Annotated in this window: 26 protein-coding genes; 14 read left to right on the top strand and 12 right to left on the bottom strand. The window is 47.6% G+C overall.

Going from position 1 to position 24,579, the window contains the following annotated elements:
- From Q7V32_RS17395 to Q7V32_RS17345, 11 genes are all read right to left on the bottom strand, one after another.
- On the bottom strand, positions 1 to 77 hold a 77-nt coding region (locus Q7V32_RS17395), incomplete at its 3' end, for a hypothetical protein (RefSeq protein WP_304898253.1).
- An 86-nt stretch (positions 78 to 163) separates the two neighbouring features.
- Positions 164 to 913, bottom strand: coding sequence for an ISAs1 family transposase (locus Q7V32_RS17390; RefSeq protein ID WP_304898252.1), 750 nt, complete (start codon positions 911 to 913; stop codon positions 164 to 166).
- Complete coding sequence (locus tag Q7V32_RS17385) at positions 877 to 1,953, bottom strand: Druantia anti-phage system protein DruA (protein WP_304898251.1); 1,077 nt, start codon at positions 1,951 to 1,953, stop codon at positions 877 to 879. Before Q7V32_RS17385 ends, Q7V32_RS17390 begins: the two co-directional genes overlap by 37 nt.
- A 45-nt stretch (positions 1,954 to 1,998) precedes the next feature.
- The gene (locus Q7V32_RS17380; protein ID WP_304898250.1) at positions 1,999 to 2,265 is read right to left on the bottom strand and encodes a hypothetical protein; all 267 of its coding nucleotides are present in this window, start codon (positions 2,263 to 2,265) and stop codon (positions 1,999 to 2,001) included.
- 639 nt (positions 2,266 to 2,904) lie between these two features.
- A complete protein-coding gene (locus Q7V32_RS17375; protein WP_304898249.1) occupies positions 2,905 to 3,546 on the bottom strand; it encodes a transposase in 642 nt (213 codons plus the stop codon).
- A gap of 597 nt (positions 3,547 to 4,143) precedes the next feature.
- The gene (locus tag Q7V32_RS17370; RefSeq protein WP_304898248.1) at positions 4,144 to 4,458 is read right to left on the bottom strand and encodes a hypothetical protein; all 315 of its coding nucleotides are present in this window, start codon (positions 4,456 to 4,458) and stop codon (positions 4,144 to 4,146) included.
- 601 nt (positions 4,459 to 5,059) lie between these two features.
- Positions 5,060 to 5,770 carry a PIN domain-containing protein gene (locus Q7V32_RS17365; RefSeq protein ID WP_304898247.1) on the bottom strand — a complete coding sequence of 237 codons (711 nt, stop codon included), beginning with the start codon at positions 5,768 to 5,770 and terminating at the stop codon, positions 5,060 to 5,062.
- 32 nt (positions 5,771 to 5,802) lie between these two features.
- Positions 5,803 to 6,615 (bottom strand): formylmethanofuran dehydrogenase subunit C, encoded by an 813-nt coding sequence (locus Q7V32_RS17360; RefSeq protein WP_304898246.1) that lies wholly within the window; start codon positions 6,613 to 6,615, stop codon positions 5,803 to 5,805.
- Positions 6,612 to 7,508: a formylmethanofuran--tetrahydromethanopterin N-formyltransferase gene (fhcD, locus tag Q7V32_RS17355; protein ID WP_304898245.1), complete on the bottom strand. Its 897-nt coding sequence runs from the start codon at positions 7,506 to 7,508 to the stop codon at positions 6,612 to 6,614. Before fhcD ends, Q7V32_RS17360 begins: the two co-directional genes overlap by 4 nt.
- Entirely contained in the window at positions 7,505 to 9,172 is a 1,668-nt protein-coding gene (locus tag Q7V32_RS17350; protein WP_304898244.1) for a formylmethanofuran dehydrogenase subunit A, read from the bottom strand. Before Q7V32_RS17350 ends, fhcD begins: the two co-directional genes overlap by 4 nt.
- Before the next feature lie 75 nt (positions 9,173 to 9,247).
- The gene (locus Q7V32_RS17345; RefSeq protein WP_304898243.1) at positions 9,248 to 10,507 is read right to left on the bottom strand and encodes a formylmethanofuran dehydrogenase subunit B; all 1,260 of its coding nucleotides are present in this window, start codon (positions 10,505 to 10,507) and stop codon (positions 9,248 to 9,250) included.
- A gap of 396 nt (positions 10,508 to 10,903) precedes the next feature.
- On the opposite strand from Q7V32_RS17345, the gene Q7V32_RS17340 reads away from it, so the two are divergent.
- The 14 genes from Q7V32_RS17340 to Q7V32_RS17275 all read left to right on the top strand — a co-directional run bounded on the left by Q7V32_RS17340 (position 10,904) and on the right by Q7V32_RS17275 (position 23,435).
- Positions 10,904 to 11,689, top strand: a complete 786-nt coding sequence (locus tag Q7V32_RS17340; protein ID WP_304898242.1) for a M48 family metallopeptidase — start codon at positions 10,904 to 10,906, stop codon at positions 11,687 to 11,689.
- Complete coding sequence (gene dapC / locus Q7V32_RS17335) at positions 11,690 to 12,892, top strand: succinyldiaminopimelate transaminase (RefSeq protein ID WP_304898241.1); 1,203 nt, start codon at positions 11,690 to 11,692, stop codon at positions 12,890 to 12,892.
- 5 nt (positions 12,893 to 12,897) lie between these two features.
- A complete protein-coding gene (gene dapD / locus Q7V32_RS17330; RefSeq protein ID WP_304898240.1) occupies positions 12,898 to 13,716 on the top strand; it encodes a 2,3,4,5-tetrahydropyridine-2,6-dicarboxylate N-succinyltransferase in 819 nt (272 codons plus the stop codon).
- Between the two features lie 172 nt (positions 13,717 to 13,888).
- Positions 13,889 to 14,134, top strand: coding sequence for a hypothetical protein (locus tag Q7V32_RS17325; RefSeq protein ID WP_304898239.1), 246 nt, complete (start codon positions 13,889 to 13,891; stop codon positions 14,132 to 14,134).
- Between the two features lie 9 nt (positions 14,135 to 14,143).
- Positions 14,144 to 14,488 (top strand): ArsC family reductase, encoded by a 345-nt coding sequence (locus tag Q7V32_RS17320; RefSeq protein ID WP_304898238.1) that lies wholly within the window; start codon positions 14,144 to 14,146, stop codon positions 14,486 to 14,488.
- Between the two features lie 8 nt (positions 14,489 to 14,496).
- Positions 14,497 to 15,636 carry a succinyl-diaminopimelate desuccinylase gene (gene dapE / locus Q7V32_RS17315; protein WP_304898237.1) on the top strand — a complete coding sequence of 380 codons (1,140 nt, stop codon included), beginning with the start codon at positions 14,497 to 14,499 and terminating at the stop codon, positions 15,634 to 15,636.
- 389 nt (positions 15,637 to 16,025) lie between these two features.
- Positions 16,026 to 16,433 (top strand): hypothetical protein, encoded by a 408-nt coding sequence (locus tag Q7V32_RS17310; protein ID WP_304898236.1) that lies wholly within the window; start codon positions 16,026 to 16,028, stop codon positions 16,431 to 16,433.
- Positions 16,434 to 16,844: 411 nt separating this feature from the next.
- Positions 16,845 to 18,623 carry an NAD(P)H-dependent oxidoreductase subunit E gene (locus tag Q7V32_RS17305; protein ID WP_304898235.1) on the top strand — a complete coding sequence of 593 codons (1,779 nt, stop codon included), beginning with the start codon at positions 16,845 to 16,847 and terminating at the stop codon, positions 18,621 to 18,623.
- Position 18,624: 1 nt separating this feature from the next.
- Entirely contained in the window at positions 18,625 to 19,338 is a 714-nt protein-coding gene (locus tag Q7V32_RS17300; protein ID WP_304898234.1) for a 2Fe-2S iron-sulfur cluster-binding protein, read from the top strand.
- Positions 19,335 to 19,874: an NADP oxidoreductase gene (locus Q7V32_RS17295; protein WP_304898233.1), complete on the top strand. Its 540-nt coding sequence runs from the start codon at positions 19,335 to 19,337 to the stop codon at positions 19,872 to 19,874. The genes Q7V32_RS17300 and Q7V32_RS17295 overlap by 4 nt, the downstream gene beginning before the upstream one ends.
- Before the next feature lie 54 nt (positions 19,875 to 19,928).
- Positions 19,929 to 21,422 (top strand): Ni/Fe hydrogenase subunit alpha, encoded by a 1,494-nt coding sequence (locus Q7V32_RS17290; protein ID WP_304898232.1) that lies wholly within the window; start codon positions 19,929 to 19,931, stop codon positions 21,420 to 21,422.
- Entirely contained in the window at positions 21,409 to 21,909 is a 501-nt protein-coding gene (locus tag Q7V32_RS17285; protein ID WP_304898231.1) for a hydrogenase maturation protease, read from the top strand. The genes Q7V32_RS17290 and Q7V32_RS17285 overlap by 14 nt, the downstream gene beginning before the upstream one ends.
- Positions 21,910 to 22,066: 157 nt before the next feature.
- Positions 22,067 to 22,915 carry a hypothetical protein gene (locus tag Q7V32_RS17280; protein WP_304898230.1) on the top strand — a complete coding sequence of 283 codons (849 nt, stop codon included), beginning with the start codon at positions 22,067 to 22,069 and terminating at the stop codon, positions 22,913 to 22,915.
- Position 22,916: 1 nt separating this feature from the next.
- Positions 22,917 to 23,435, top strand: coding sequence for a hypothetical protein (locus Q7V32_RS17275; protein WP_304898229.1), 519 nt, complete (start codon positions 22,917 to 22,919; stop codon positions 23,433 to 23,435).
- A 73-nt stretch (positions 23,436 to 23,508) separates the two neighbouring features.
- Here Q7V32_RS17275 and Q7V32_RS17270 read toward each other — a convergent pair whose 3' ends face one another.
- A complete protein-coding gene (locus Q7V32_RS17270; protein ID WP_304898228.1) occupies positions 23,509 to 24,039 on the bottom strand; it encodes a transposase in 531 nt (176 codons plus the stop codon).
- Positions 24,040 to 24,579: the final 540 nt, after the last annotated feature.

The raw sequence follows: 24,579 nt of genomic DNA, 5'->3' as shown, positions 1-24,579 counted from the left end.
GCGGCATGGTCTTTACGAAAGTCACTCAAGACCCGAAAGTTCGGACAGTGCTTTTGCGCGATGAACATGAACGACAAGTCCTCGCGGCAGCGCCGCTCGATTTGCCGGGAACTGAATACGCCTCGACTGTAGGCGTCACGGTAAATTTGCGCTACCCTCCTAATCAAGGTGTGACGCCCCGTGTAGAATTCTGAGTCATGCGCAAATAGTCAAAAACCAAGCGAACTTTACGGTTCAGTTGCTGCATTTTTTCAGCAACGCTCGTCTTTCCTTTGGCGAACATTTTGATCACCCCGACTGCAAACCGACGTAGCCGTGTCATGTTCTCAGGACCGTTGCCTTTAGAAATTCGGCTGCGATCTTCGTCATAGTTCCAGTCGATAATATAGTGGCACGAGTTTTCGATGGCCCAATGCCCACGATTAACGGTGAGTAGTCGTTGGGCGTTCGCTTGCTCCTGCGGCCTACTGGTTATGCCAAGTGCCGTTTCACAAGTGAGCTTTTGGCTTTTTTTATGAAAGACTTCACGTTCAATCAGGAAAACCTGTGCCACATGAGGGAAATCAAGGTACGCATTCAGTGCTGTGCTGCACCAAATACGCCGTGCCTCAATCCTGCCATGATCCGGTGGCGTAACCTCGCTATAGTCAGGCGCACCGCGCCCCTCAAAAAGCAGCGCAATATCCGCCTGTAGCGAGGCCTGATTGCCTTTGACGGTAAAATGATAATGGGCGCCACAATCCACCAGATAGCCCGCTAGCTTGCGTTGTGTTAGCAAGGCATCGGCGGTGATATCTTTGCCGTCGATCTTGATAGCATCCAGAAGAGGGATAAACATGCCAATTTCATTAGTTTGTTTGGTCTCTTCCGAATCTTTTACCGGGAGGGTGCCGACTTTTTTTGGGTGTAACACTGGGCGGATTCATGCCCGACCACGCTCATTATGTGCGTTTGCTGGCCTTGCTCGTCAATCGCGTTACACATTGTTTTGCCATCAATGGCGAGGCTTTGATCCTCTTGCCCAAACAGCGCATTCCATTGCTGAAGGGCGGCGTCGAGTTGAACAGGATCAACCCGGATGAGCAGATCACGGATGACATATTCACTGGGGACACGATAGCCGCCGCCTTTCTGCCGGCGACACCGAAAGCGTTCTCGTGCCTTGGGGCTAAGATCATTAGCCCAACCGGCAATGGCCTTGTAACCGCGCATCCCACATAAGACGGCTGCTGTGGCGATCGCGAGTACGGTGGGCAGGGCATGGATTCGGCCTTGGCCGCGGCGTGGGTCGGAAATGTCTTTAAAAAAGTCCGGTAACGAAGTCATGTGTTCAGCGGTCAGCATCATGTTAGGCGATTGAGGTTGATAGCGGGAGTCTAAGAGGGGGTTCGCGAGCAGCGCTTGCGCATCCGCTTGCAAGGGACGCACGAAAACCAGTTTGGGTGCCTGCTCGTTAGCACTATAACCGTCATTCGTGCGCCGATAACCTTGGGTTTGCCCGACGCATTGCCAATTTGCCGCACGGTAAACCGTGCCGTGAAAACGAGAGGGGTCAACGAAGGTTTCCAGAAGCAGTAACGATTTGCCAAAATGCGTCTGCCAATCGGTACTGATGCGTCGTTGGCTGAGCGAGAGCACTTTGGAACCGAGGTTGGGGTAATGCCAATCAGGCAAGATGAGAAAACGACTATTGTTGGCAATGAAATTGAGGCGGCTGTATTGATGCCGGTAACGCCAGCCAATCCAGCGGTCTCTGGCGCTACATTTCCAAGCGGCGGCGGAAAAACTCAGTAAGGCCGTCCACTCCCCGCCATAGGTAGCAACATACCAAAGCGTATGACCAATCTTGGCCAGATCCCCCAGGTAATGATGCTGTTGCATCAACTCCCGATAGCGTGGCTCTTCGGTTTTGGTGACAGGACGAACTGATAAGTGCTCAAGATTGATTTTCATGAGCCGTTTTATACTATGAAATGGCCTCTATGTCCAGATGTGAGGCTAACGTTCTGAATGTTCTATCAAATGCCTAAAGGACATATTCACCCTGCTGTAGGCGTAGATCAGAATCGACACCATCAACTTCGGGTGATAGGCGTGCTGGCCTTTCCGGCTATAGGTCTGTTCAACACTGGCGGTATCCAACTGCTCGAACAGTTCGCCGTAGAGAAAGCATTCATGATCCTCGGGAAGGAGGTCAAACACATTGCCGGGAAATAATTGGTATTGATGAAACTCAACCGGTCGGGATTTGAAGGGAATTGTCATCGCTGCGTAAAGGTCTGTTATTTTTGACTATTATACCCTATCTTATTGATATTGTTAAATAATACGACATAAAACGCATCCAGTTACTGTGTGTCATTCACGAGTATGAACTGTACTGATACCATACTTTTTCAATTCTCGGACAGCCTCCTAGAAACGATCAAACTGCCGCCATTAAATCAGACTCAGCGATAGGCCGCAACGGGTCGGCTTAAATCAGTGATGAATAGCTGCTTTCGGGAATCGGAATTTCATTGACCGCTGTCTGGCGATGAATCTGAACAGCAGACGGTCGCCAGCGACCCAAACCAGCCGGACCCGGTTCTCCAAACCGGACAGTCGGCCAAATCTAGATTCTGCGAACTGGAGGTCTACAAAGCAGCCGTTTGAGACCTAATCCAATCGGCCATTACTCGACCGACGGGGTCTCGATCCAATTTAAATAGTTAAGGCAGCCTGTAACCCAGATGGCTGTCCTGGTTCGGCGAACAATTTAACATTATCATTGAGTCACTATGACTCATAAGATCAAATCGTTATACGATAACGGCAACGGCAACGGCAACGGCTTAACAGAGCCTAACCTAACTTCGCCACCTAAAAACCGAAATTTCCTACTATTTCAATTAGTTAAAAATTTTATCCGCTGTCGGTCGGCACTACGTATTTCTTGCAGCTCACGCTGGTTTTACGTTTGCCTAGCGGGTCGGGTTTGATACCTAATGCGGCATAGATTTCTTGTTGCTGAACTTCGGCGCGTGTCGTGGTGCGCAGATAGATGAGGGTCTGTTCGTCGGTGGGCAAAATGAGCGTGACCCGTTGTTGAGTAGCCATCAGGGTGCGAATGCTGTCCCAGCTCAAATGGATGCCCTGAAGCTTGAGTTGATGGCGCAGGGTGTGCACCAAGTGATAGGCCAGTAGGGTGATGAAGAGGTGCCCGGTGACGCGATCTTCGTTCTGGTGGTACACGGGGCGCAAGCCCAGCTCGGTTTTCAGGCTTCTAAAGGTGGCTTCGATCTCGGTGAGCATGACATAGGTCGTCCACAGCTGCTGTTCCGACCAATCCGGAATATTGCTGCGCAGACAGTAAACGCCGCAGTTCCGGTCTTTTGCTGCGCTAGGCGCTTGTCGGTGCCAGGTAATGGCAACGGCTTGTTTGTGCGTGGCGTCCGGGGTCACGTCAATCTGATAGTCTTGGGCCACGCGGCTGTTTTTTTCGCGTAGGCGGCCGATGCGTTCCAGGATTTTGACATGGTTTTTCACCGTGCCTTTTTGACTCAAGCCGGCTTGCAATTGAGTCAGTGCGGCTTCCAGGCTTTCATGGAAGCGGTTGCGGATGGCGTGCTCCTTTTTGGCCTTCTGTTCGGAGTGGGATTAATTAGCGAATGCACCTTACTGGTTGTATATCAAAAGTCCAATTGTAGGTCGGACAACAACTTTATCGTTGCCCGACATTGGGCACGAAAAGCAAGTGCCCGACCACCTACCGGGCTACCGGACTCATGTCATGTCAGGAAAAATGTAACAATACTCGCTACGAATGATACGGCGAAAGAAACCACGACGCCCCATTGGACCTTATCAAGTGTCTTGTGTCGACGGGTTTCTTGACCTATGAGAAAGGTAAGACGGGGAAATAGACGATTTCGAAACTGATGAAGAATTGCTCCAATCGTTCCGAACGTGAACGCTACAATTAAGCCTGCCGCATCATCAGTTCCATTTTGGGGCATTATCAATGTGCCTTTTTCGATCCTGATCCACACGTTCGCGACCAGCCAAAGGATTGGGGGAAGCATGCAAAACACCATGAAGACATCAACTTTATGTAAAAACGAATACCACGCGACAGCTCCCTCACAGATTTCAGTAAGGTCATCACGTAGCTTGGGTGCCTTTTACTTCAACTTCGAAGGTTCGGAAACTGTTGGGCGTGAACGAGACCCATGCCTGCTTGGACCAATCACCATCCTTCTTTGCCCAGAATCGAACTGATTCGATTCTCGAGTTCTTCGCGTTTTCGAATTTTAAAAGGGCATTGACTGTTGAGAATTCGTGGTCCGTGCTGTCGGCGCATGAAGCAGTAATTATAGGCTTGGCGACCCTGCTTTGAAGTAGAGATTCAACTTTGAATAGAACGACATCGTCGATCACCATCGGATGCTTCCATTTGGTTTTGGCGGTGGTGTTCAAAATTGATTTCACTGATAAAAAAGAGTTAAATGGTTAACCGTGTATCTACCAGAAAATGCATTACTACGCGATAATTTATTGATCAGCATACGATTTTCCTTTCTGTATATCATCGGTGGGATGTGTTAATAGCCGGTAATGATGAGTTTGCTGTCAAAGAATCACATGAAGCGATGCCCCCAAAGTCGCTAATTTTTTTTGCCGGATTCCGCCGCTATATTTAGCCTGCCGTAGTCAATAAGCCAAAGCAATTCCTCGAGCATATTTTAGCTTATTAGCTGTGTTCAATAATGAATCGGAAGAGGCAAATCCACTCATCATTGCCACATTGAAGTATTGAAACGTCGGACACTAAAAGTATGTACCCGACCTACCGGCCTGGGTAAACGGTACGAAACTCATTTAACAAAGCAATGTTGCGTCAGGCCTTGAACGGTTGGCAAGGATTACCGGAATCCAGAACACAGGGATGTGCTACAGCCTTTGCCATCCATGGCTCTAGATTCCGGCAAGCCCTGCCGGAATGACGGCAACCATTAATGCAAACCCAGTTCAAATAATCTCAAGCCATTACTTCCTTGGTCATCTCGATAAAAATCTTTTAAAACGGTATGTCGTCCAAATCGGACTCAGAGAAATTGGCAATCAATGACTCGCTGTAACGCACTTTATTGTTCAGATCCAACTCAATGACACCGTTCTTTTTCAAAATATCCAAAATAAATTCCGGATCCACATTGTTGGCTTTGAACTTACTTTTGACGTTATTCAGCAAAGTTTCTTTTTTGGCAGGTCGGCTTTTGTGATGATCCATCAGGTGCCGGCAATAGGCTTGCAGGAAATAATCAGCCTGATTCGTTTCATCTCCAGCAAATTTGACCGGTTCAACTGACTCCTTTTTTCTGCCAATCCTTTCGGCATCCCGGTTCTGGCTGTTGAGCAGACTCACCACATGGTCCAGATCGGTATCATTCGACACAATATCAAAGCGGGTATGCTCCGCTAACTGAACCATTAACACGCCAGCCCAGAAAGCAATACCAAAATCGGCCGAGTTCTTACCACCACTCGGCATCTGGAATATTTTTAACTTATTGTCATTTACACTGGCTGTGAGCGGATTAATCCAGCTCAAAGGAACTTTTGCTCCGGATTGCGCATAGCAGATGACAATATGAGAATAATTGACCAAATCATCCAGCAGATGATCGATCTGGCTGGGGCAGTTCTCCAAATCAATCATCAGTACACGACTAAGCCCTTTTGCAGTTTCGTTATTTTTGACCTTGCTGATAGGTTTAACTGATTTCATCCAACCCGCCCAATGCTATAACGCACAGTCCATTAAATCTTGACCAAAATCTCACCGCGGCCCATTTCCGACATATCACCGGCATAGCGCCTGACGCGGTTAAACATCGCGGCAGGTTCGGAAAATGCCGAATTCAAGGATCGAAACGATTTAAACAATATAGGTAGAAAAGCCAGGGTATGAGCGCCGCAATCATTAAAATTGGCCGGCAATTGCGGGCCATTCCAAAGCAGCAAAGTCCCCCGGCGCATCGCATATCCGACATGCTTTCCGGTTTGCCCCATCACGGCTATCGTTCCGGCTGTCATTCTTGAACCGCAATAGTCTCCGGCATTACCCTCAATCAGAATGTTACCGCGACGCATATGATCGCCGACCCTATCGCCTGCATTACCTTTAACTAAAACAGTCCCGCCTTTCATGCCCATTTTATTACCTGGCAAGGCACCACCGAGAAAGTCACCGGTATTGCCATCGATTTCGATCAATCCTTTTTTCATTTCGCAAGCCGTAAACAAGCCGGTATTACCCGATACTTTGATAAGGCCTGACTTCATACCCAATCCCAAATAGGCTCCGACGTCACCGATCACGGAAATTTCGCCTGTTTCCAACTCTTTTCCGATGAAATCCAGTTTTTCGTAGCTGTTTTTAATGACAATTTTTTGGGTATCGCTTCCGCTGATATCGAATAAGCTGTCAACTCTCACTTTGGCTTTACCATTTTGCAATTCCAGAGCCGCGATATCCGATGGATCAAGTCCCATCAATTTTTGACACACCAAAGGCGACATGTCGACACGCTGATCCAATCTGAGTTTCAACGTTAAGGTTAACGCACTCATGCCATGATCTCCTGCAAATGAAAATGGAAAGGACCGAGTTTACCGCCATAATTTCCGGCACTGATCCTCTTGATGCCGTTCTCCGCACCTAAATCGCAGGCCGCCTGAATGCCCACTCGCATGGCCTTGTCAATGTCCTCTTTAGTCAAACCATCAATCACGATCTCCATGACGGATTCTATCTCAGGAGATAAATCGGTTTTGGTCATGCCCTTTAATGTCGGGCAAAACGCATCATTGGTGGACGCGCCCAGCGTCTTGTATTTGGAACCTACTTTTGACCCGGAACGCACTACGCCGCCTGGAAACGGCATGATGACATTTGGAATTTTGCGCATTTCCTCGATCGCCGCTTCGCAAGCGGCCAAAGCTTGCGGCTGGGACTGCGCTAAAACCAGAAAATTACCACCGCCGACCGCATCAACCTGACCGGTGGTCGCCTCGGTCAAAAACTCCCCATCCATGACTGGAATTCGCCAGTAGCGTTTGCCGCTGATCAGCTTGCTTACCTGAAAGCCATCGCCGAAATAACGCAGATTTTTACCCAACGCGATCCGCGTTCCCCCGTCGATACCAGCAAATAAAGCGGACGTCGGAGAAGTCAATACACATTGACCCGCTCTTGTTTCCAATTGCTTAGCCAGCCCTTTTCCACCCATGGCAAAAATCATCACAGACACGCCGGGGCGGCCATCGGGCGTTTCAGATGGATCTAACACCCGCTCTATGCCTGCTTCACAACCACAAGCAATAACAGACGTGGCAAAACCGGTCATGGCCTGCGCGGAAATCATGGCCCACTTTTCATTTTGGGCGGTGATGATGGCTCGTGTGGCTTTCATCGGAAAAGCTTCAGCAAATGTTTCGTCAATGGTGACGCCATTAATGATCATAAGGCCACTCCTTTAGTCGGATGCACTGTCAAACTCCCGCGGCCATCCTCAGTGATTTCATCATCACTGATCTTAAAATTACCCAATTTCATGGTCAGATACCGGTCAAAATAACCTTTTAATTCATTTTCAACCGACGCATCCCAATCCGGCTTGACGATATGAGTCGTTCCCCACTTGGTATGGACAACCTGGCCATCGACCACGACCAATTCGCCGTCTTTAAACACGTAATCCGGTTTTTCAAACATCTTTTGCCTGTCCGCGTTTTCAGTATAAACCGTGATATCCGCCCAATTACCGGGCCCCAAACCGCCGCGATCTTTTAAACCGATAATTTTTGCAGCACCGGCTCGGGTCATGATGGCAATCTCGTTGAGCGAATACTCTCTGTTGATAGAGCCGAGAGTCGTCATTTTTTGAGCTTCCGGATGAATCGTTGCCAGCATGTCATTTCTAAAACTTCTATCCATTAATAAGCGGATCAAATGCGGATAACTGGTAAACGGCGCACCGTTGGGGTGATCCGTCGTCAGGAAAATACGCCAGGGATCATCAACCAGTAAAAAAGTCTCCAACCCAATCGCCCATTGCAAGGCGTTGACAAAATTCTGATCCTTGTACTTGAAAGGCACAACACCACAACCCGCATCGCATTCAATGTCCATACAGACATATTTGTTGGGATGCGCATGCTTGTGATTGGCATGCTGAATCATAGTGTCGCCCGACGCTGTCACAGTTTGACCAAACAGGATCTGCCCTACGTCAATGGTTATGTTTTTATGTTTATTGACTGCTTCGGCGATCTGAGCCGCACCGGATGAAAACTTGAAATCACCCTCGGTGCCGTAGCTGTGAAACTGGATATGCGTCAAATGCATGGGCAACCCCCCAATGCCTTGAATGGTATCCAGGGTTGTATCGACATTACCCGGAACCCCCAAATTACAGCCATGCACATGCAGCGGATGGGTAATACCCAATTCTTTAACAGCTGTAGCCAGCGTCTGAAGAATCTGCCTGGGTGTCACATCGTAATAGGTGTTTTTTTCATCCAGATCCAGTTTGCGCTGATTGAATTTAAATGCGCTGATACCACCGGCGTTGACTACTTTGATCCCAATGCATTTTGATGCATTGATGATCCAGGCCACATAGTCATTGACCGCCTTCTGATCTTTCTTAGCGGTCAACATCCGCAGCAGAAAGTCATCACTGCCCAGCATGGCGTAGCCGCCTTTATCCAGAATCGGAATATCCGCCATTTCCATATGCGCATGACGGGCATTGATCGGCAACACCGCCGGTTCAAATGCGGCGGTATAGCCCATTTCGGCGTAACGATAACCCGTTACATAAGAGCTGGGCATGGCGTACCCAGTTCCGGAACGGGTGATGATTGATCTTGGCACCGGATCCTGACGGTGATCCTCAGGCAGCAAGGTTCTGGCGATATTGCCCTTGCCACCACCAATATGGGTGTGCATATCAATTGCGCCGGACATCACGACCTTGCCGCTTAAATTATATTCCTTGTCAACGGGCCTATCATCGTTGGGCTTGGCAACGATGCGCCCCTCATGGATATAAATATCCTGTTTCTTTCCGTCTATCCCGCTGGCTGGATCATAGACGGTTCCACCTGTTAGTTTTATCAGCATAATCTTTCCAAATGACTGGCGTGAATAAGCGCAGAGAAAGCGGGCATTTCAATAAAAAACATGAACATGGCTTATCTATACCGCCCGTTCAATGGCAGTTAAAACCTCTGCCGTACTGGGTAGTCCTGCATCACGCAATTTTTTTAAGCGAATCGCGACCACATTATCCATCCTGAAAGCGTGACCGGCATGATCAATTCCTGGTGTCCCCACGGGAATAAAAACATCAGGCTCTTGCTCAAATGCCATTCCTGATCGACCCAGTACAATAGTAGGAACAGTGACAGAAAGAGGCTTGGCATTGACATTGAACGCCTGCACCCACACCTGTGCATCAACTTCACCGGCATTGATCATTGTCTGCGAGTCAAACAAGAAAGGGTCGTATTCAGGAAACCCTTTTGCAAACGAAACGCGGGCAGGATAACCGGTCGTCCATCCGCAGACCTGGTTGGCCGTCTGTTCGCCTTCTTTGCCAACCAAAGGCAATCCGGAACAGCGCGATCCTTGATCATTGATATCCTTGACTATTTCGCAAACCGTCTGAACAGTCAGCTCGGCATGATCAAAACGCAAGTCAGTTACACACCAAGTAACAACACCATAAACAGCCGCTTTTAATTGACTGGCAATGACTTCGAGGTCAGTGATAGGAATTCCACCCGCCGACTCAGCAAGAATGGGCCGCCCTTTGATTAATGCCCGTAACACTGAAACGGCTTCAGGCAATTGGTCTTGAGTGCATTCAAAGACCTGTGCATCCTGACCTGTCGGTGAACTAGACGCATTTCCGGACGGTGCTTGCCCCAAATAAATAATTTTGCGCTGAACCGGATTCTCTAAAAACATGGCAGCATCTGTCCAGAGATAGCGCTCAAAAAACCGTGGCGTAAAACTTTCCAGATCGGTACCAATCACCAGCAAAACATCGCAGCGATTTTTAACTTCGGCCAAGGTTGTTGTCATCCAGCCTGAATCCTGCAAGGTCAGAATATTGCTTCTGGCATTGTTGAAACTCATGTGATCAACAACTGCTCCGGTTTTATCAGCCAAAGCCAGCAAAGCCCTCATACCATTCACATCCGTTGCACAGCCGCCCAGCAAGGGCTGTTTAGCCGACTGAAGAATGGCGGCCGCTTTGGCGACTGCGGTTGCAAGATCAGTGATTGTCCCATTCACTCTGGGCTGCGTATCGGCAAGCGGCTGCTCGAAGGCAGGCGTATTGATCGCGCAGCCGTTCTTGATCACTTTCAGCGATGTGCCGTCAACCTGAATGGTCAGATCGTCGGTACCTGCACCGCAAAAAGGACTGGGCACTTCATTAATTTCAGTCATTAAGCTGTCCTTTCTTGAAACAATTACACTAAGTGGATTGATACCTTAACAGGGCTATGTATAGACGCCCATAACCGTCGTCATTTTGAAAATATTTTACCCTGAACGATCCGGTCATGTCTCAACCAGCAAAACGCCGCAGCATTTGCCGATTTAAAATTAAATGTGGCTTAGGGTCTACTCAAGCCTTGCGAAGAACGCCGAGGTCCGATCAATGGGGGCTTGACTGCAGCATTCCTGTTGCCGACATCCTCGCAAAGTTTACGCCGCCCCATTTTTATCATCCAAATGGGAACTGCAGCAAAGCGCCGGTTCAGTCGGACGTCCATATTTTTAAACCGGCCGATGCAAGTTCAGTTAAAATAGCATAACTTTTCTGATCTATGGCGGTCTTTTATGATTAAGAAACCAATTTTAACGTTGCTATCGGCATTACTCGTGAGTGCCTGTGCAACCAGTCCCACCGGCAGAACTCAGTTCTCATTTATGCCGGACGCTCAAATTAACCAGATGGGCTTACAAGCTTTCGAGTCACTGAAAAAACAAAAGCCCATCACTCAAAACAGCCGATATCAACAATTTGCCCAATGCGTTGCACAGGCAATGATTCCTCTGGTCGGCGGTCAATGGGAAGTCGTGGTTTTTGAAGACAACTCACAGAATGCCTTCGCATTACCGGGCAACAAAATCGGCGTCCATACCGGCTTGATAGACCTGGTAGATAACCAGGATCAACTGGCGACGGTTATCGGCCATGAAATTGGACACGTTCTGGCAAAACACAGCAACGAAAGAATGTCCCAGGAATTTGCAGTAACTCAAGGCATGGCTGCCGTACAAGCGATAGCCGCGCCTCAAAGCGCGCTTGGCCAAACCGCGATAGGTTTACTGGGTGCTGGCGCGGAACTGGGGATAATCTTACCTTACAGCCGTCTTCATGAAAGTGAAGCCGATGTTATCGGCTTGGATTTAATGGCAAAAGCAGGATTCGACCCGCAGCAAAGCATACTGCTATGGCAAAAAATGTCCCAAGCAAGCGGCGGACAGGGCCCCGCTGAATTCCTTTCAACTCACCCTGCACACGGCACCCGTATAGAAGAGCTGCAAAAGCGCATGCCGCAAGCGCTGCAATATCGCCAACAAGCAATAGCCATGGGCAAACAACCGCGCTGCGCCAAATAGATGAATCCGCATTTAGCTTCTTTACATCCTTACCCGTTTGAAAAACTGGCCCAACTGAAGCAAGGCATTACGCCGCCCGCCGACCTGCGTCCCATTACCTTGTCAATAGGCGAACCCGCTCATTCGACTCCGCAGTGCTTACAGCAAGCTTTATTGACGCATTTACAGGGACTAGCCAATTATCCAACGACTAAAGGCATACCGGAACTCAGGCAGTCTATTGCCCAATGGCTCAGTCTGCGCTTCAAAATTCCGCTGGATGTTATCAATCCGGACACGCATATTTTGCCAGTTAACGGCACTCGGGAAGCCTTATTCTCCTTTGCACAGTGCGTTATCGATCCGGCCAGCAAAGCGTTAGTGCTGATGCCCAATCCGTTTTATCAAATTTACGAAGGCGCCGCGTTACTGGCGGGAGCGGAACCTTATTTTCTTAATACCACCGAAGCGTCGGGCTATATCCCTGACTTTGAATCTGTTCCGGAAACCGTTTGGCAACGCTGTGGACTCATCTATATCTGCTCACCGGGAAATCCGACCGGGCAGTTAATTGGTCAGCAAGATTTGATCAAGTTAATTGAGCTGGCTGAAAAATATGACTTCATCATTGCATCGGATGAATGTTATACGGAGCTTTATAACGATGAAAACACGCCTCCTGTGGGCTTGTTGGAAACAGCATTCGCGATAGGCAATACCGCTTTCAAACGCTGTGTCGTTTTCCACAGTTTGTCCAAACGCTCTAATGCGCCGGGATTAAGATCAGGATTTGTTGCAGGCGATGCGGAAATACTGAAACAGTATTTTCAATATCGCACCTATCACGGCTGCGCCATGTCTTTACCGGCCCAGCATGCGAGCATTGCAGCCTGGCAGGATGAAAGTCATGTACAGGAAAACCGGCAGCTTTACCGGGAAAAGTTTGATGCCGTTATCGATATTCTCAACACGGTAACACCTGCCATTCGGCCACCGGCAGGATTTTATGTCTGGTTGAAAACACCCATTCCTGACACTGATTTTGCCCAATTACTTTATAAAACAGAAAACGTCACCGTCTTGCCAGGTACGTATTTATCCCGCGAATTTAATGGCGTCAATCCGGGCAGTCATCATGTGCGCATTGCCTTGGTCGCCCCGTTCGATGAATGCGTTGACGCTGCCAACAGAATTAAACACTTTGTTAACTCACTGACCATTTGATACTCATGACTGAATTAGAAAATATAATAAACTCCGCATTTGAGAACCGCGCCGAAATCACTCCTGCAAACGTTTACCCCGAACTGCGCGAAGCGATCAAAGATACCATCAATTTGCTAGACTGCGGAAAAGCTCGGGTCGCCGAGAAAATCGATGGCGAATGGGTGGTTCACCAATGGCTGAAAAAAGCGGTATTGCTGTCTTTCAGAGTCAATGAAAACCGCGTCATGGACGGTGGTGTTAATCGTTATTACGACAAGGTCGAAACCAAATTCGCGACCTATACGCCCGATGACTTCGCAAAAGCCGGCGTGCGTGTTGTGCCCAATGCCAATGCCCGCCATGGCTCTTACATTGCCCCCGGCGCCGTGCTGATGCCTTCTTATGTCAATATTGGCGCTTATGTAGACAGCGGAACGATGGTTGATACCTGGGTAACGGTCGGATCTTGCGCACAAATCGGCAAAAACGTGCATTTATCCGGTGGCGTAGGAATCGGCGGGGTGCTTGAGCCTTTACAGGCAGGCCCTACCATCATTGAAGACAACTGCTTCATAGGCGCACGCTCTGAAATTGTTGAAGGTGTCGTCGTTGAGGAAGGCTCGGTCATCTCTATGGGCGTTTACATCGGTCAAAGCACTAAAATCTATAACCGGCTCACTGGCGAAATCATCTATGGACGCGTTCCGGCGGGCTCGGTTGTAGTCCCCGGCAACTTGCCTTCCTCGGACGGAAAGTACAGTCTTTATTGCGCAGTGATCATCAAGCAAGTGGACGAAAAAACCCGCAGCAAAACCGGCATCAACGAATTATTGCGCGATTAAAATAGCCGGCAGGCCGGAGAATCCGGCTTGCCGGCCCTTCAATCTGACAATAACTGCGGCGCAGTTATTTTTTAAATGCCTGACCCGAGACGCGTTGAGCCTTAGTACAGGCACCGCGCTTCGAATCTCAAGTCTCGCCAAACCGATTTTTTAACCTACCACAGACGTTATCATGACTGAAAATATCACCAGCAACGCCATCATTTATGCCATTCTTTCTTTGAATAGCGAAATTGCGTTACAGAAAGAATTTCTGGAATCATCAGAAGAAATTGAACAGGAAGATCTGGAAAACGAGGAAGGCATCCTGGCCGATCTCGAACAAGCCTTTATGGAATTCATTGATCTTTACAAAAACCGCCTGAAAAAAGATAAGTCATTACCCAGCATCGAAGAATTACTGAACTCCGAACTTTAAGCGATTCCCATGATTAAACTCTACGGCATCCAACAGTGCGACACAGTCAAAAAAGCCCGCAAATGGTTGGATCAACAGGGCATTGCCTACCAGTTTCACGACTTCAGAACAGACGGCTTGACCGTGTCGATGCTGGAAGAATTTGTGGAACAAGCCTCATGGGAAACGCTGTTAAACCAGCGTAGTACCAGTTGGCGGCAATTAAGCGGCGAACAAAAATTCGAACTGTCCCAAAGCAAAGCGGTTAGTTTAATGCTGGAAACACCCACTCTGATCAAACGACCTGTTTTACAGTCGGACAACGGATTGATGGTCGGTTTTTCCGCCGAAAATTATGAAAAATTACTGCGCTGAATACTCGTATGAACGTCACGTTAGAACTGCTTAAGGCACTGATTAAATGCCCTTCCGTAACACCGGATGATGCCGGATGCATGGATATCATCGCTGAAAGATTAGCCAAGTCCGGCTTTAAAGCCGAACGCATGGATTTTGACGACACCCAAAATATCTGGCTTAGAAGAGGCGAAGCCAAACCGCTATTTGTCTTTTTGGGCCACACCGATGTCGTCCCCCCCGGCCCTCTGGAACAATGGCAAACGCCGCCTTTTGAGCCCACTTTAAAAGACGGCAAGCTTTACGGAAGAGGCACTGCGGATATGAAAGGCGGGATTGCCGCGTTCATCACCGCACTTGAACGCTTTGTTGCAACGCATGCCGATCATCAGGGATCCATTGCGCTGTTGTTAACCAGCGACGAAGAAGGTCCTGCCACCAACGGCGTAGTCAAAGTGATCGAAGTGCTGCAGCAACGCGGCATAGCCATCGACTGGTGCCTGGTCGGCGAACCTTCCAGTGACAAAACGATAGGCGATGTCGTTCGCATCGGCAGACGCGGCTCCCTGTGCGCCAAACTGACTGTCAAAGGCATTCAAGGCCATGTCGCCTATCCTGATAAGGCGAGTAATCCCATTCATGCCTTTGCACCGGCATTGAAAGAACTGACTGAAGAAGTATGGGATCACGGCAACGCATTTTTTCCGCCCACCAGCCTTCAAGTTTCCAACATCAACGGCGGTACAGGCTCTGAAAATATCATTCCAGGACACTTGGAAGTTCAGTTCAATTTACGCTTTTGTACTGAATTGAATGAAACCATCATCAAGGAACGCACCCAAACCATTCTGGACAAATACGATTTTGACTATGACCTGCAATGGCGTTTATCCGGCAATCCGTTTCTGACTGCCCAAGGCGAACTGATAGCAGCCGCACACGCAGCCATCGCCCAAATCACCGGCACAGAGCCCTTGGACGATACCGGCGGCGGCACATCGGACGGACGGTTTGTTGCTCCGACAGGTGCCCAAGTCATAGAACTAGGACCTAGAAACGAAACGATCCATAAAATCAACGAACACATCGAAATCGACCAACTCGACACGCTAAGCCATCTTTACGAAGCGATACTGGTCAATTTACTGGCCAATCGCCCCGTTTAAATAGTCGGCGAATAACCTGACAAGTGATGCCAGCAATTCCCCGTTTGAACTTTTATGTGGCCTTGAGGGTTGCGTAAGCCTTGCGAGGAAGGCCGTAGACCCATACGTAGGGCTTGACGGCAGGATCCCTGCTGCCGACATCTTCGCAAAGCTTACCCCTACCGTTATTTATCATCCAACTGGGAATTGCTGCAAAAGACTCATTCTATTTTGCTGCTTCAGAAATTATTAGTACAATCGAATCGCGAGTCCTGCTGATTTAAAAGCGTCTCCTATGCTCAACATTGAACAAGCCAAAGAAAACCACGCAATTTAAAACCACTCGTGGTTTAAGCTTGATCATGCAAACCTAACATTAATAACTATAAATAAAACAAGAAGGTTGGAACATGAAAAAAGCACCATTTCTTATTGCCTTATGCCTTGTTATGACCCATGAAATCGCCACGGCACAGACCGACCACAGCATGCATTCAGGAAGCGGCGGAAGCGGTGCGGCCTGTCAAAAACTCAAGCTTCAAAAAAACAAATTGATCCCGCCGCCGCTTACCGTCGTCCCGCCTGGCTCCGAAATATCGTTTATGGCTTTCGGGGTTGATGACCCGGAACATCTTGAGGTCACGGTAAAAAAGATACCGGTAGAAATTACCACCGAATTTAAAGACACCTTCTATCTTGTCCACGGTAAATTACCGCCTGAACTAAAAAATACTGCAGCACGCCTCAACGTAAAATTAAGAGGTAAAACCGAAAAATGTATTTTTGAAGACGGCTGGCTGGTAAAAATTGGTCCTTAAAACCTGATAGGCAGACCAAATATCCAGCTACCGGCGATCAAGTTTTAATTGATCCACAAGGGTAACTATTAAGCGGGAATCAAAGCGAAGCTGGTCCAACGATTAGGCTGGCTTAGCTCGGAGAAATTAACCGAACAATCGAAGAGTCCAACTTTAATAACGACTCGCCCGCTTGGAATTGAGGCTTTCGGTGATTGTTTGGAAAGGCTTCCGTAACAAGTATGTTGCAGACAGCTACAGGGATTATTTTATAAATCCTTTGAAATCAAGCACCTTTACCCAACAAAATAGGCGGACTGACAAGATCCTAACTGTCGACAAAGCCCAATCTATAAGTTTTAAAAATAAAACTTGCAGTAGAAACTGTTTTGAATTTAACTTAAATCAGTATCATCAATCCGCAAAGATGCCATGAACGAATTTATAGCTCAGCTGCTCGAAGCAAACGGTTACCGTAAAACGCGACTAATGGCCATATTGCGGGCGATTCAGGCAACGTATTTCCATATCCCGAAAGAAGCAATCACTTTGCTATCCCGGTTATTGGGCCTGCCGGTTTCACATATCATCAGTGTGGTTGATTTTTACAGTTTCTTTCATTTAACGCCGCGCGGACAATATGACATTTTGTTCAGTGATTCCATCACGGATCACATGCTGGACAAGCAAAACCTAATGAATTATTTATCGCATCAATGTCAGGTAGGCATTGGCCAGGTCCGCAAAGACGGTCGCGTCAGCTTAGCTAATACTGCCTGTACCGGCATGTGCGACCAGGGACCTGCTGCTTTGATTAACGGTTACGCGGTACCACGTCTTGATCGACCCAAAATCGATTTGATTGCACAGCTGATTGAACAAGGACTGCCCTTAACCGAATGGCCTGAGGCTATCTTTCAGGTTGATGATATGATCTGGAAAACGGGATTGCTGTTAAACAGCCGATTAAACGCCGGAGAAAGCCTCTTGGCGGCGGATACCAGAGGATTCGATGCCACTTTGAATGAAATTGCTCAATCGAAACTGAGAGGCCGGGGCGGCGCAGGCTTTAAGACCGCGCTTAAATGGCAGATGTGCGCCAGCGAACCTGAACAGGAACGTTTTGTTGTCTGTAACGCGGATGAGGGCGAACCCGGCACGTTTAAAGACAGGGTACTGCTCAACCGTTATGCCGACTGGCTGATCGAAGGCATGACGCTGGCCAGCCTGTTGATCAAATCACAACAAGGCTTTTTGTATTTACGCGGCGAGTACCTGCATCTGTTTGAGCCTTTGCAGGCGAAACTTGCAGAAAGACGCCGTAACGGCTTGCTGGGAGAGAATATCCTCGGCAAAGGCTGGTCGTTTGATATTGAAATCTGCCTGGGCGCGGGATCTTATATTTGCGGCGAAGAGTCGGCTCTGATCGAATCGCTAGAGGGTCGCAGCGGCATAGCGCGAAATCGCCCACCCTATCCGGTTACCGAAGGCTATCTCAACAAACCGACCATTGTGGATAATGTCGAAACCTTTATTGCCGCCGCCCACATTGCGATTCAGGGCGGCGCTTGGTTTGCCGCGCAAGGAACAGAGCAATCCAGCGGTACCAAAATTCTCAGTATATGCGGCGACACGCCTCAACCCGGTATTTATGAAGTTCCTTTCGGCACCCCCATTGCCTCGATACTTGAAGACTGCCTTGCCGAGGATGTTCTGGGCGTTCAAGTCGGCGGCCCATCAGGTACTTTTATCTCGAATCGGGAGTTTGATCGGCGGCTGGCTTTCGAGGATTTACCTTCAGGGGGCTCATTTATCATTTTTAACAAGCAGCGCAATATTCTGGAAATCGTCAGAAATTTTACGCATTTTTTTGCCGATGAAAGCTGCGGTTTTTGCACACCGTGCCGGGTCGGCACCATTTTATTGAGTGAGCAAATCGACAAGCTTTATGACGGTTACGGTTCGGTCGGCGATATTGTAGCGCTTCAAGAACTGGGGCATTTGCTGAAAACCAACAGTCATTGCGGCCTCGGTCAAACTGCAGCTAATCCCATGCTCAACACCCTGGCGCGCTATCCTGAAATTTACCAGAGCAAAATCAAATTTCCTCATTTCGGCCCCGGCTTTAATCTGGATGAAGCCTTGCAAGCAGCCCGTAAAATAGCGCATCGAGACGATAGCGAAGCGCATCTATCTCAATCAGGAGACTGACATGACCCAAACGTTCATGCTGGATGGGCTCGCCATTCCGTTCGAAGAAGGTCAAACCATCATGGAGGCCGCGATTGCTGCAGGCCACTACATCCCGCATCTGTGTTATCACCCGGATTTTACGCCGTATGGCAGTTGCAAACTCTGCAATGTCGAAGTTAACGGAAAAATTTGTGCGGCCTGCACGTTCCCCGCGAGGGAGGGACAAACTGTTGTCAGCGAATCATTGGAACGCAACAGCGACAGGCAAAGAATCACGCAAATGCTTTTTGTAGAAGGCAACCATTTTTGCCCTTCCTGCGAAAAATCAGGTAACTGCCAACTTCAGGGGGTCGCTTATCATCTTAAAATGACGGACGATCACTTTAATCATCAATTTCCCCATCGTGAAATAGATGCCTCGCATCCGGATATACTGATTGACTTCAATCGCTGTATATTCTGTGCTTTGTGCGTAAGAGCCAGTCAGGAAGAGGATGGCAAAGATGTATTTGCCATCAGCGGGCGCGGCATCAACAAACGCTTGATTATCAATTCAGATTCCGGCCAATTGCGCGACAGCGAATTGACGGTGAATGACCGCGCTACACATATCTGCCCAACCGGAGCCATCGTGATAAAACACACTGCTTACCAGGTGCCGATCGGAGACAGACAATACGATCATCAATCCATTTCCGAAGTCAGTATGGAACAGGATGGCAACGTATCATGACCGATAAAATCCGTATCGCAACTACTTCGCTGGCAGGCTGTTTTGGCTGCCATATGTCCTTCCTGGATATTGATGAGCGCCTTTTGGAACTGATTCAGCATGTTGAATTTGACCGTTCGCCGCTGACCGATATAGAACACTGCGGACCCTGCGACATTGGCCTGATAGAAGGCGGCGTTTGTAATTCTGAAAATGTTCATGTCTTGCGTGAATTCAGGGAGCACTGCAAAATCCTGGTTGCCGTCGGTGCTTGCGCGATTAATGGTGGCCTTCCGGCCATGCGCAATTTTGTGCCTCTGGAAGACTGCCTGAATGAATCCTATATGACGGGCATAGGCATTGAGAACCCGCAGATTCCCAATGACCCGGAACTGCCTTTACTACTGGACAAAGTTCGTCCAATCCATGAAATTGTTAAAATTGATTATTTTTTACCCGGCTGCCCACCCTCAGCCGATGTATTCTGGAAATTTTTAACCGATTTATTGGCAGGACAGGAACCCTCGCTGACTTATGAACTGCTACGATATGATTAATGCGACAATCAATCCCCTTGTGTTCTTTCACCTAATAGTCCACTGAGATCCGTCATGTACGAACATTTAGAAACCGCAGAGCATCCTGACAAACTGAAACGCGTCGTCATCGATCCGGTTTCGCGGGTAGAAGGCCACGGCAAAGTCACTTTGTTGTTGGATGAAAATGATCAGGTCAAACAAGCCAGACTTCATATCGTCGAATTTCGGGGCTTCGAACGTTTTATCCAAGGCCGTCCCTACTGGGAACTCCCTGTGTTGGTCCAACGGCTGTGCGGCATTTGCCCGGTCAGTCATCATTTGGCGGCAGGCAAAGCCATCGACCAACTGGTGGGCGTCGATCCTGAAAACCTGCCGATCGCTGCCACCCAACTTCGCAAACTGCTGCATTTCGGCCAGGTTTTACAATCCCATGCCCTGCACTTTTTTCATCTGGCCAGTCCCGATTTGTTGTTCGGCTTCGACAGCGATATTGCCAAACGCAATATCATTGGCGTGATAGGCGCCCACCCCGACATCGCATTACAAGGTGTCAAACTGCGTAAATACGGACAGGAAGTGATCCGGGTCGTGTCCGGAAAACGTGTGCACGGCACTGCGGCCATCCCGGGTGGAATGAATAAACCGCTCAGCAAAACCGATCGAGACTATTTATTAACCGACATTGACCAGATCATCGCCTGGACAGCAAGCGCTGTCGAACTGGTTAAGCAAATGCATTGCAGCAACCGGTCTTTCTACGATGAATTTGCCAGCATTCCTAGTCATTATATGGGGCTGATCCAGACTGACGGTGCGCTTGAGCTTTATCACGGCGGACTCAGAGCCAAAGATACGGATGGCGCGGTAATTTTCGATCATGTCGATTATTGCAAATACAACGACTACATTCACGAGCAGGTTAAATCGTGGACGTATATGAAATTTCCTTATCTCCTGTCATTAGGCAAGGAAAACGGCTGGTACCGTGTCGGCCCGCTGGCCAGAGTGAACAACTGCGACTTTATCGACACGCCGCTGGCCGAAGCTGCCCGCGTCGATTTCAAACAACATTTCGAAAATCCGCAAGTGCACAGCACTTTGGCTTTCCATTGGGCAAGAATGATTGAGGCCTTACACTGCGCCGAAAGCATCAAACGATTACTCAACGACCCCGTGACACTGTCGACTGATCTGGTCACACAAGGCGAAAAACGATTTGAAGGGGTTGGCGTTATTGAAGCCCCGCGCGGCACGCTGTTTCACCATTACCAAATCGATGAAAACGATATCGTCACACGCGCCAACCTAATCGTATCAACAACCAGCAATAACACGGCAATGAACGAATCAGTGCGGCAGGTTGCCGCCACTTACCTGAATGGCCGGGAGCTTAACGAGGCTTTATTGAACAATCTGGAAGTGGCGATTAGGGCTTATGATCCTTGTTTATCCTGCGCCACCCATGCCATGGGCAAAATGCCCTTAGCGGTTGAACTCGTCGATTATGACGGGAAACTTGTCGATCGCCTGGTTAAAAGTTCAAGCGGTCACATTGCTGCAGCCTGATATCAAACCGACGCTGATTATCGCCGTCGGCAACCTGAGCCGCGGCGATGATGCACTGGCACCCCTGCTGTTGGAGTTAATTGAACCCGATATCGACGAACGAACGACTGAGCTGCTTACCGATTTTCAACTGCAGCTAGAGCACGCATTGGATATCAACGGTAGAGACCGGGTTTTATTTATAGATGCGGCCGTCGAATGCACAAAACCCTTCAGCTTTTCCGAACAACAACCCAGCACTGAATACACTCATACCTCTCATATTATGTCACCTGCCGCGATCATGCAGGTTTACCAAACAATCACAAAACGCTTACCGCCACCGTGTTTTTTGTTGAGCATAAAAGGCGAATCGTTTGAACTGGGTGAGACCATCAGCGCTCCCGCCGAACAACATCTTCAAGCGGCAAAAATTTTTACACTGGCTGCGTTGCAATTGTCCAGCGTCGAAGATTGGCGGAAACTGAAGTGGAAACCTATCCTATAAGCCTGCATTTTCAGGATTGGGGAAGATTTACCCCTCGCCAGGTTTTGTGCGACGGAAACCGGCCGTTATGTGAAGTTTCCTTTTATGAACAGCATCTTGGTTTCGAAATGAATCATAATTGAACCATTTTTAAAAAAACGGAAAGCTTAGGATAGCCATGATAACAAGTTTATTAAGATTAAAAAAAACGAGTGATGCAACGTATCAAGAAGTAAATACAAACTCTCAGCATCGTCCAATCGAATGGAGAGGAAGTTATCAACCAATAAATTTTGATCTTATTGATGTCAAAAGTGAATATATTTATAAAGTACATGAGTATAAATATATTCCATTATCCGAATTAGAAAACAAAAGCTCTTTACTAACAGTAATACCCAATGTTTATGGTATAAAACGAATCTCTGCAACTGTTGACAAAGAATCATTCAGGGACTCAATATATTGTTTGGTTCCAGATGAAGACGAGCAAACAGCTTTCCGGGTTGAAAAGCCCAAGGCGAATATTAAAGTAGTCTTACAATCAGAGGAGATTTCTGATAGTACCGAAGAATTTGAAAAAGGTTATTATCGAGGATTGTGTATGTATGATGATCTTGAGGGCAATGATCAAATATACTTTGAACTAACTCTTCCAGATTTACAGTTCACAGAAATTTTTAATTCCTTATTGAGAAATCCCAATTCGAAATTAAATGTATTGGTTTATCTGCTTGCGTTTACAAATGAGGTGGATGATGCTTTTCGAGAGCATTATAAACCAATGGATATGTTTTTTTATAAAATTACAACAGCACTGCTATCAAATGTGACTGTTTCCTCTTGTTTCCATGGTGAAAATATAAAAAAAGAAGATAAAATATCATTCGACTATAGTATTAAACCAGATGTTGATATTAAAAATTCACCGAGTGTAGACATATCTTTACTTAACAATTCAATAAGTAAAATTTCATTTTCTTTGTGGGTTCTGATTTGCATTGCCGGGTACATAGCATTCAAATAATATGATAAGTATCACAAAGTTAGAATCAGCTGTAAGACAACTAAATGCTTCAATAAGTTTATTCTTTAAAGGTGCTGATCCTATAGTTATTAATATTCTAGCAATTGGAGCATCAACGGTAATGTCTGATGTGTCGTTCAAAAAAAACAAAACAGGCTGGCGTGAATTCATAAAAGTTGACAACAAACTTACGGATAAAGACTTTAAATCAATATTCAACAAGTCGTGGAATTTTTTTAAACATGGTGACAATGATCCAGATGGAATTCTGGATTTTGATGAAAAAGATAATGAACACATAATTTTTTATGCTTCATTAGAATGTAGTGAACTTGGATTGTCATCAATAGAGAAAGATGTCTTTCAACTTTGGTATTATGCTGTTCACAACTTAGAAGCTAATAATGACATCAAAAAAGTTACATCTGATTTTTTTCCAAGTATACAAAGATTATCCAAAAACGAACAAATAAATTTCGGCTTAACCGTATTGTTAAATGAAAAACAAAATATATTGTAATTAAAAATTATCCACTGTATTAACAGTCGACATAAGGGCCGTAGGCTGGGTTGAACAACGTGAAACCCAGCGATCATCCCCAATTTTGTTCGATTAAGTCCGGCAAAGCAGCCCAATTTTCGGTGTAAGTCCCTAATTTAATCCAGCGGTGGATGGAGGAATAACGCCAATCTACTGCTTTATCGACGTAACCATGTTTCACCGGATTGTAATGAATATAATCTAAATGTCGCTGATAATCGGTTTCGTCCCGGATTTGGTGCTCCCAATATCGCCGTTGCCATACCCCACGTTCGCTTTTCCGTAATCGACTATCGGAAACGAATTCGTTCTTTTGAATCTGTCTGGAAAAATGTGATTTAAGCAAGCGCCAACGCATCGGATAATCATCGTCGCCTTCAGGTAAGCGCCAAATGCAATGTAAATGTTCCGGCAGCACCACCATGGCTTCAATAATCATGGGATGGCGCTGCTTGGTATAGCGACACGCATTGCGTAACTCGTCGATATACCTAATCAGCAAGTCATTTTGGTTTCTTTGAGCAAGATTGACGGTAAAGAAATATGTGCCGCCTTTTAAATGGCTACGAATGTAGGTACGCATAGACGTTTACGTTATAAGCTGGGTTTCATTATCATTCAACCCAGCCTACTCCCGCAAATCCAACGCCGGCTTATCTGTTCAGTTTGATAGGCAAGATAACGTGATTACCGCAAACATTCAAACGGCACATTTACCATTCAATAGCGACAAATGGTGCCTGCCACGGCGGCCTCTGAAGGCACTGAGTAGCGGTTTGACTTGCGCATAAAAAGCACCAAGCCCCGTTATTGCCAAGGCGAAACAGGGCTGAGGCTACAGATCGGTTTGTCGTCATACAAACCCCGGTCATAAACACCAATCGCTCCCCAAGCACAAACTGTCAGCGTGGTACCTAAGGCTAAGCGCGGACCGAGGACCTCCGCATCGAGCTGGCCGCCTGCCGTCAATGGTCGGCTCTGGTTACTCCCTTTTGATTGAAAAACCGTCTAAGAATAGAAGGTATGGGATGTGTCTATCGAGGACCGCCGTGAACCCCTCCATGGGGGCTTGACGGCAGCAATCCCTGCTGCCGACATCCTCGCTAGCCACACCCCATACCTT

Origin of the sequence: Methylicorpusculum sp. (genome assembly GCF_030651835.1) — a bacterium.
GTDB lineage: Bacteria > Pseudomonadota > Gammaproteobacteria > Methylococcales > Methylomonadaceae > Methylicorpusculum.
The sequence above is the reverse complement of the archived record's forward strand: the minus strand, read 5'-3'. Positions and strand labels throughout refer to the sequence as shown.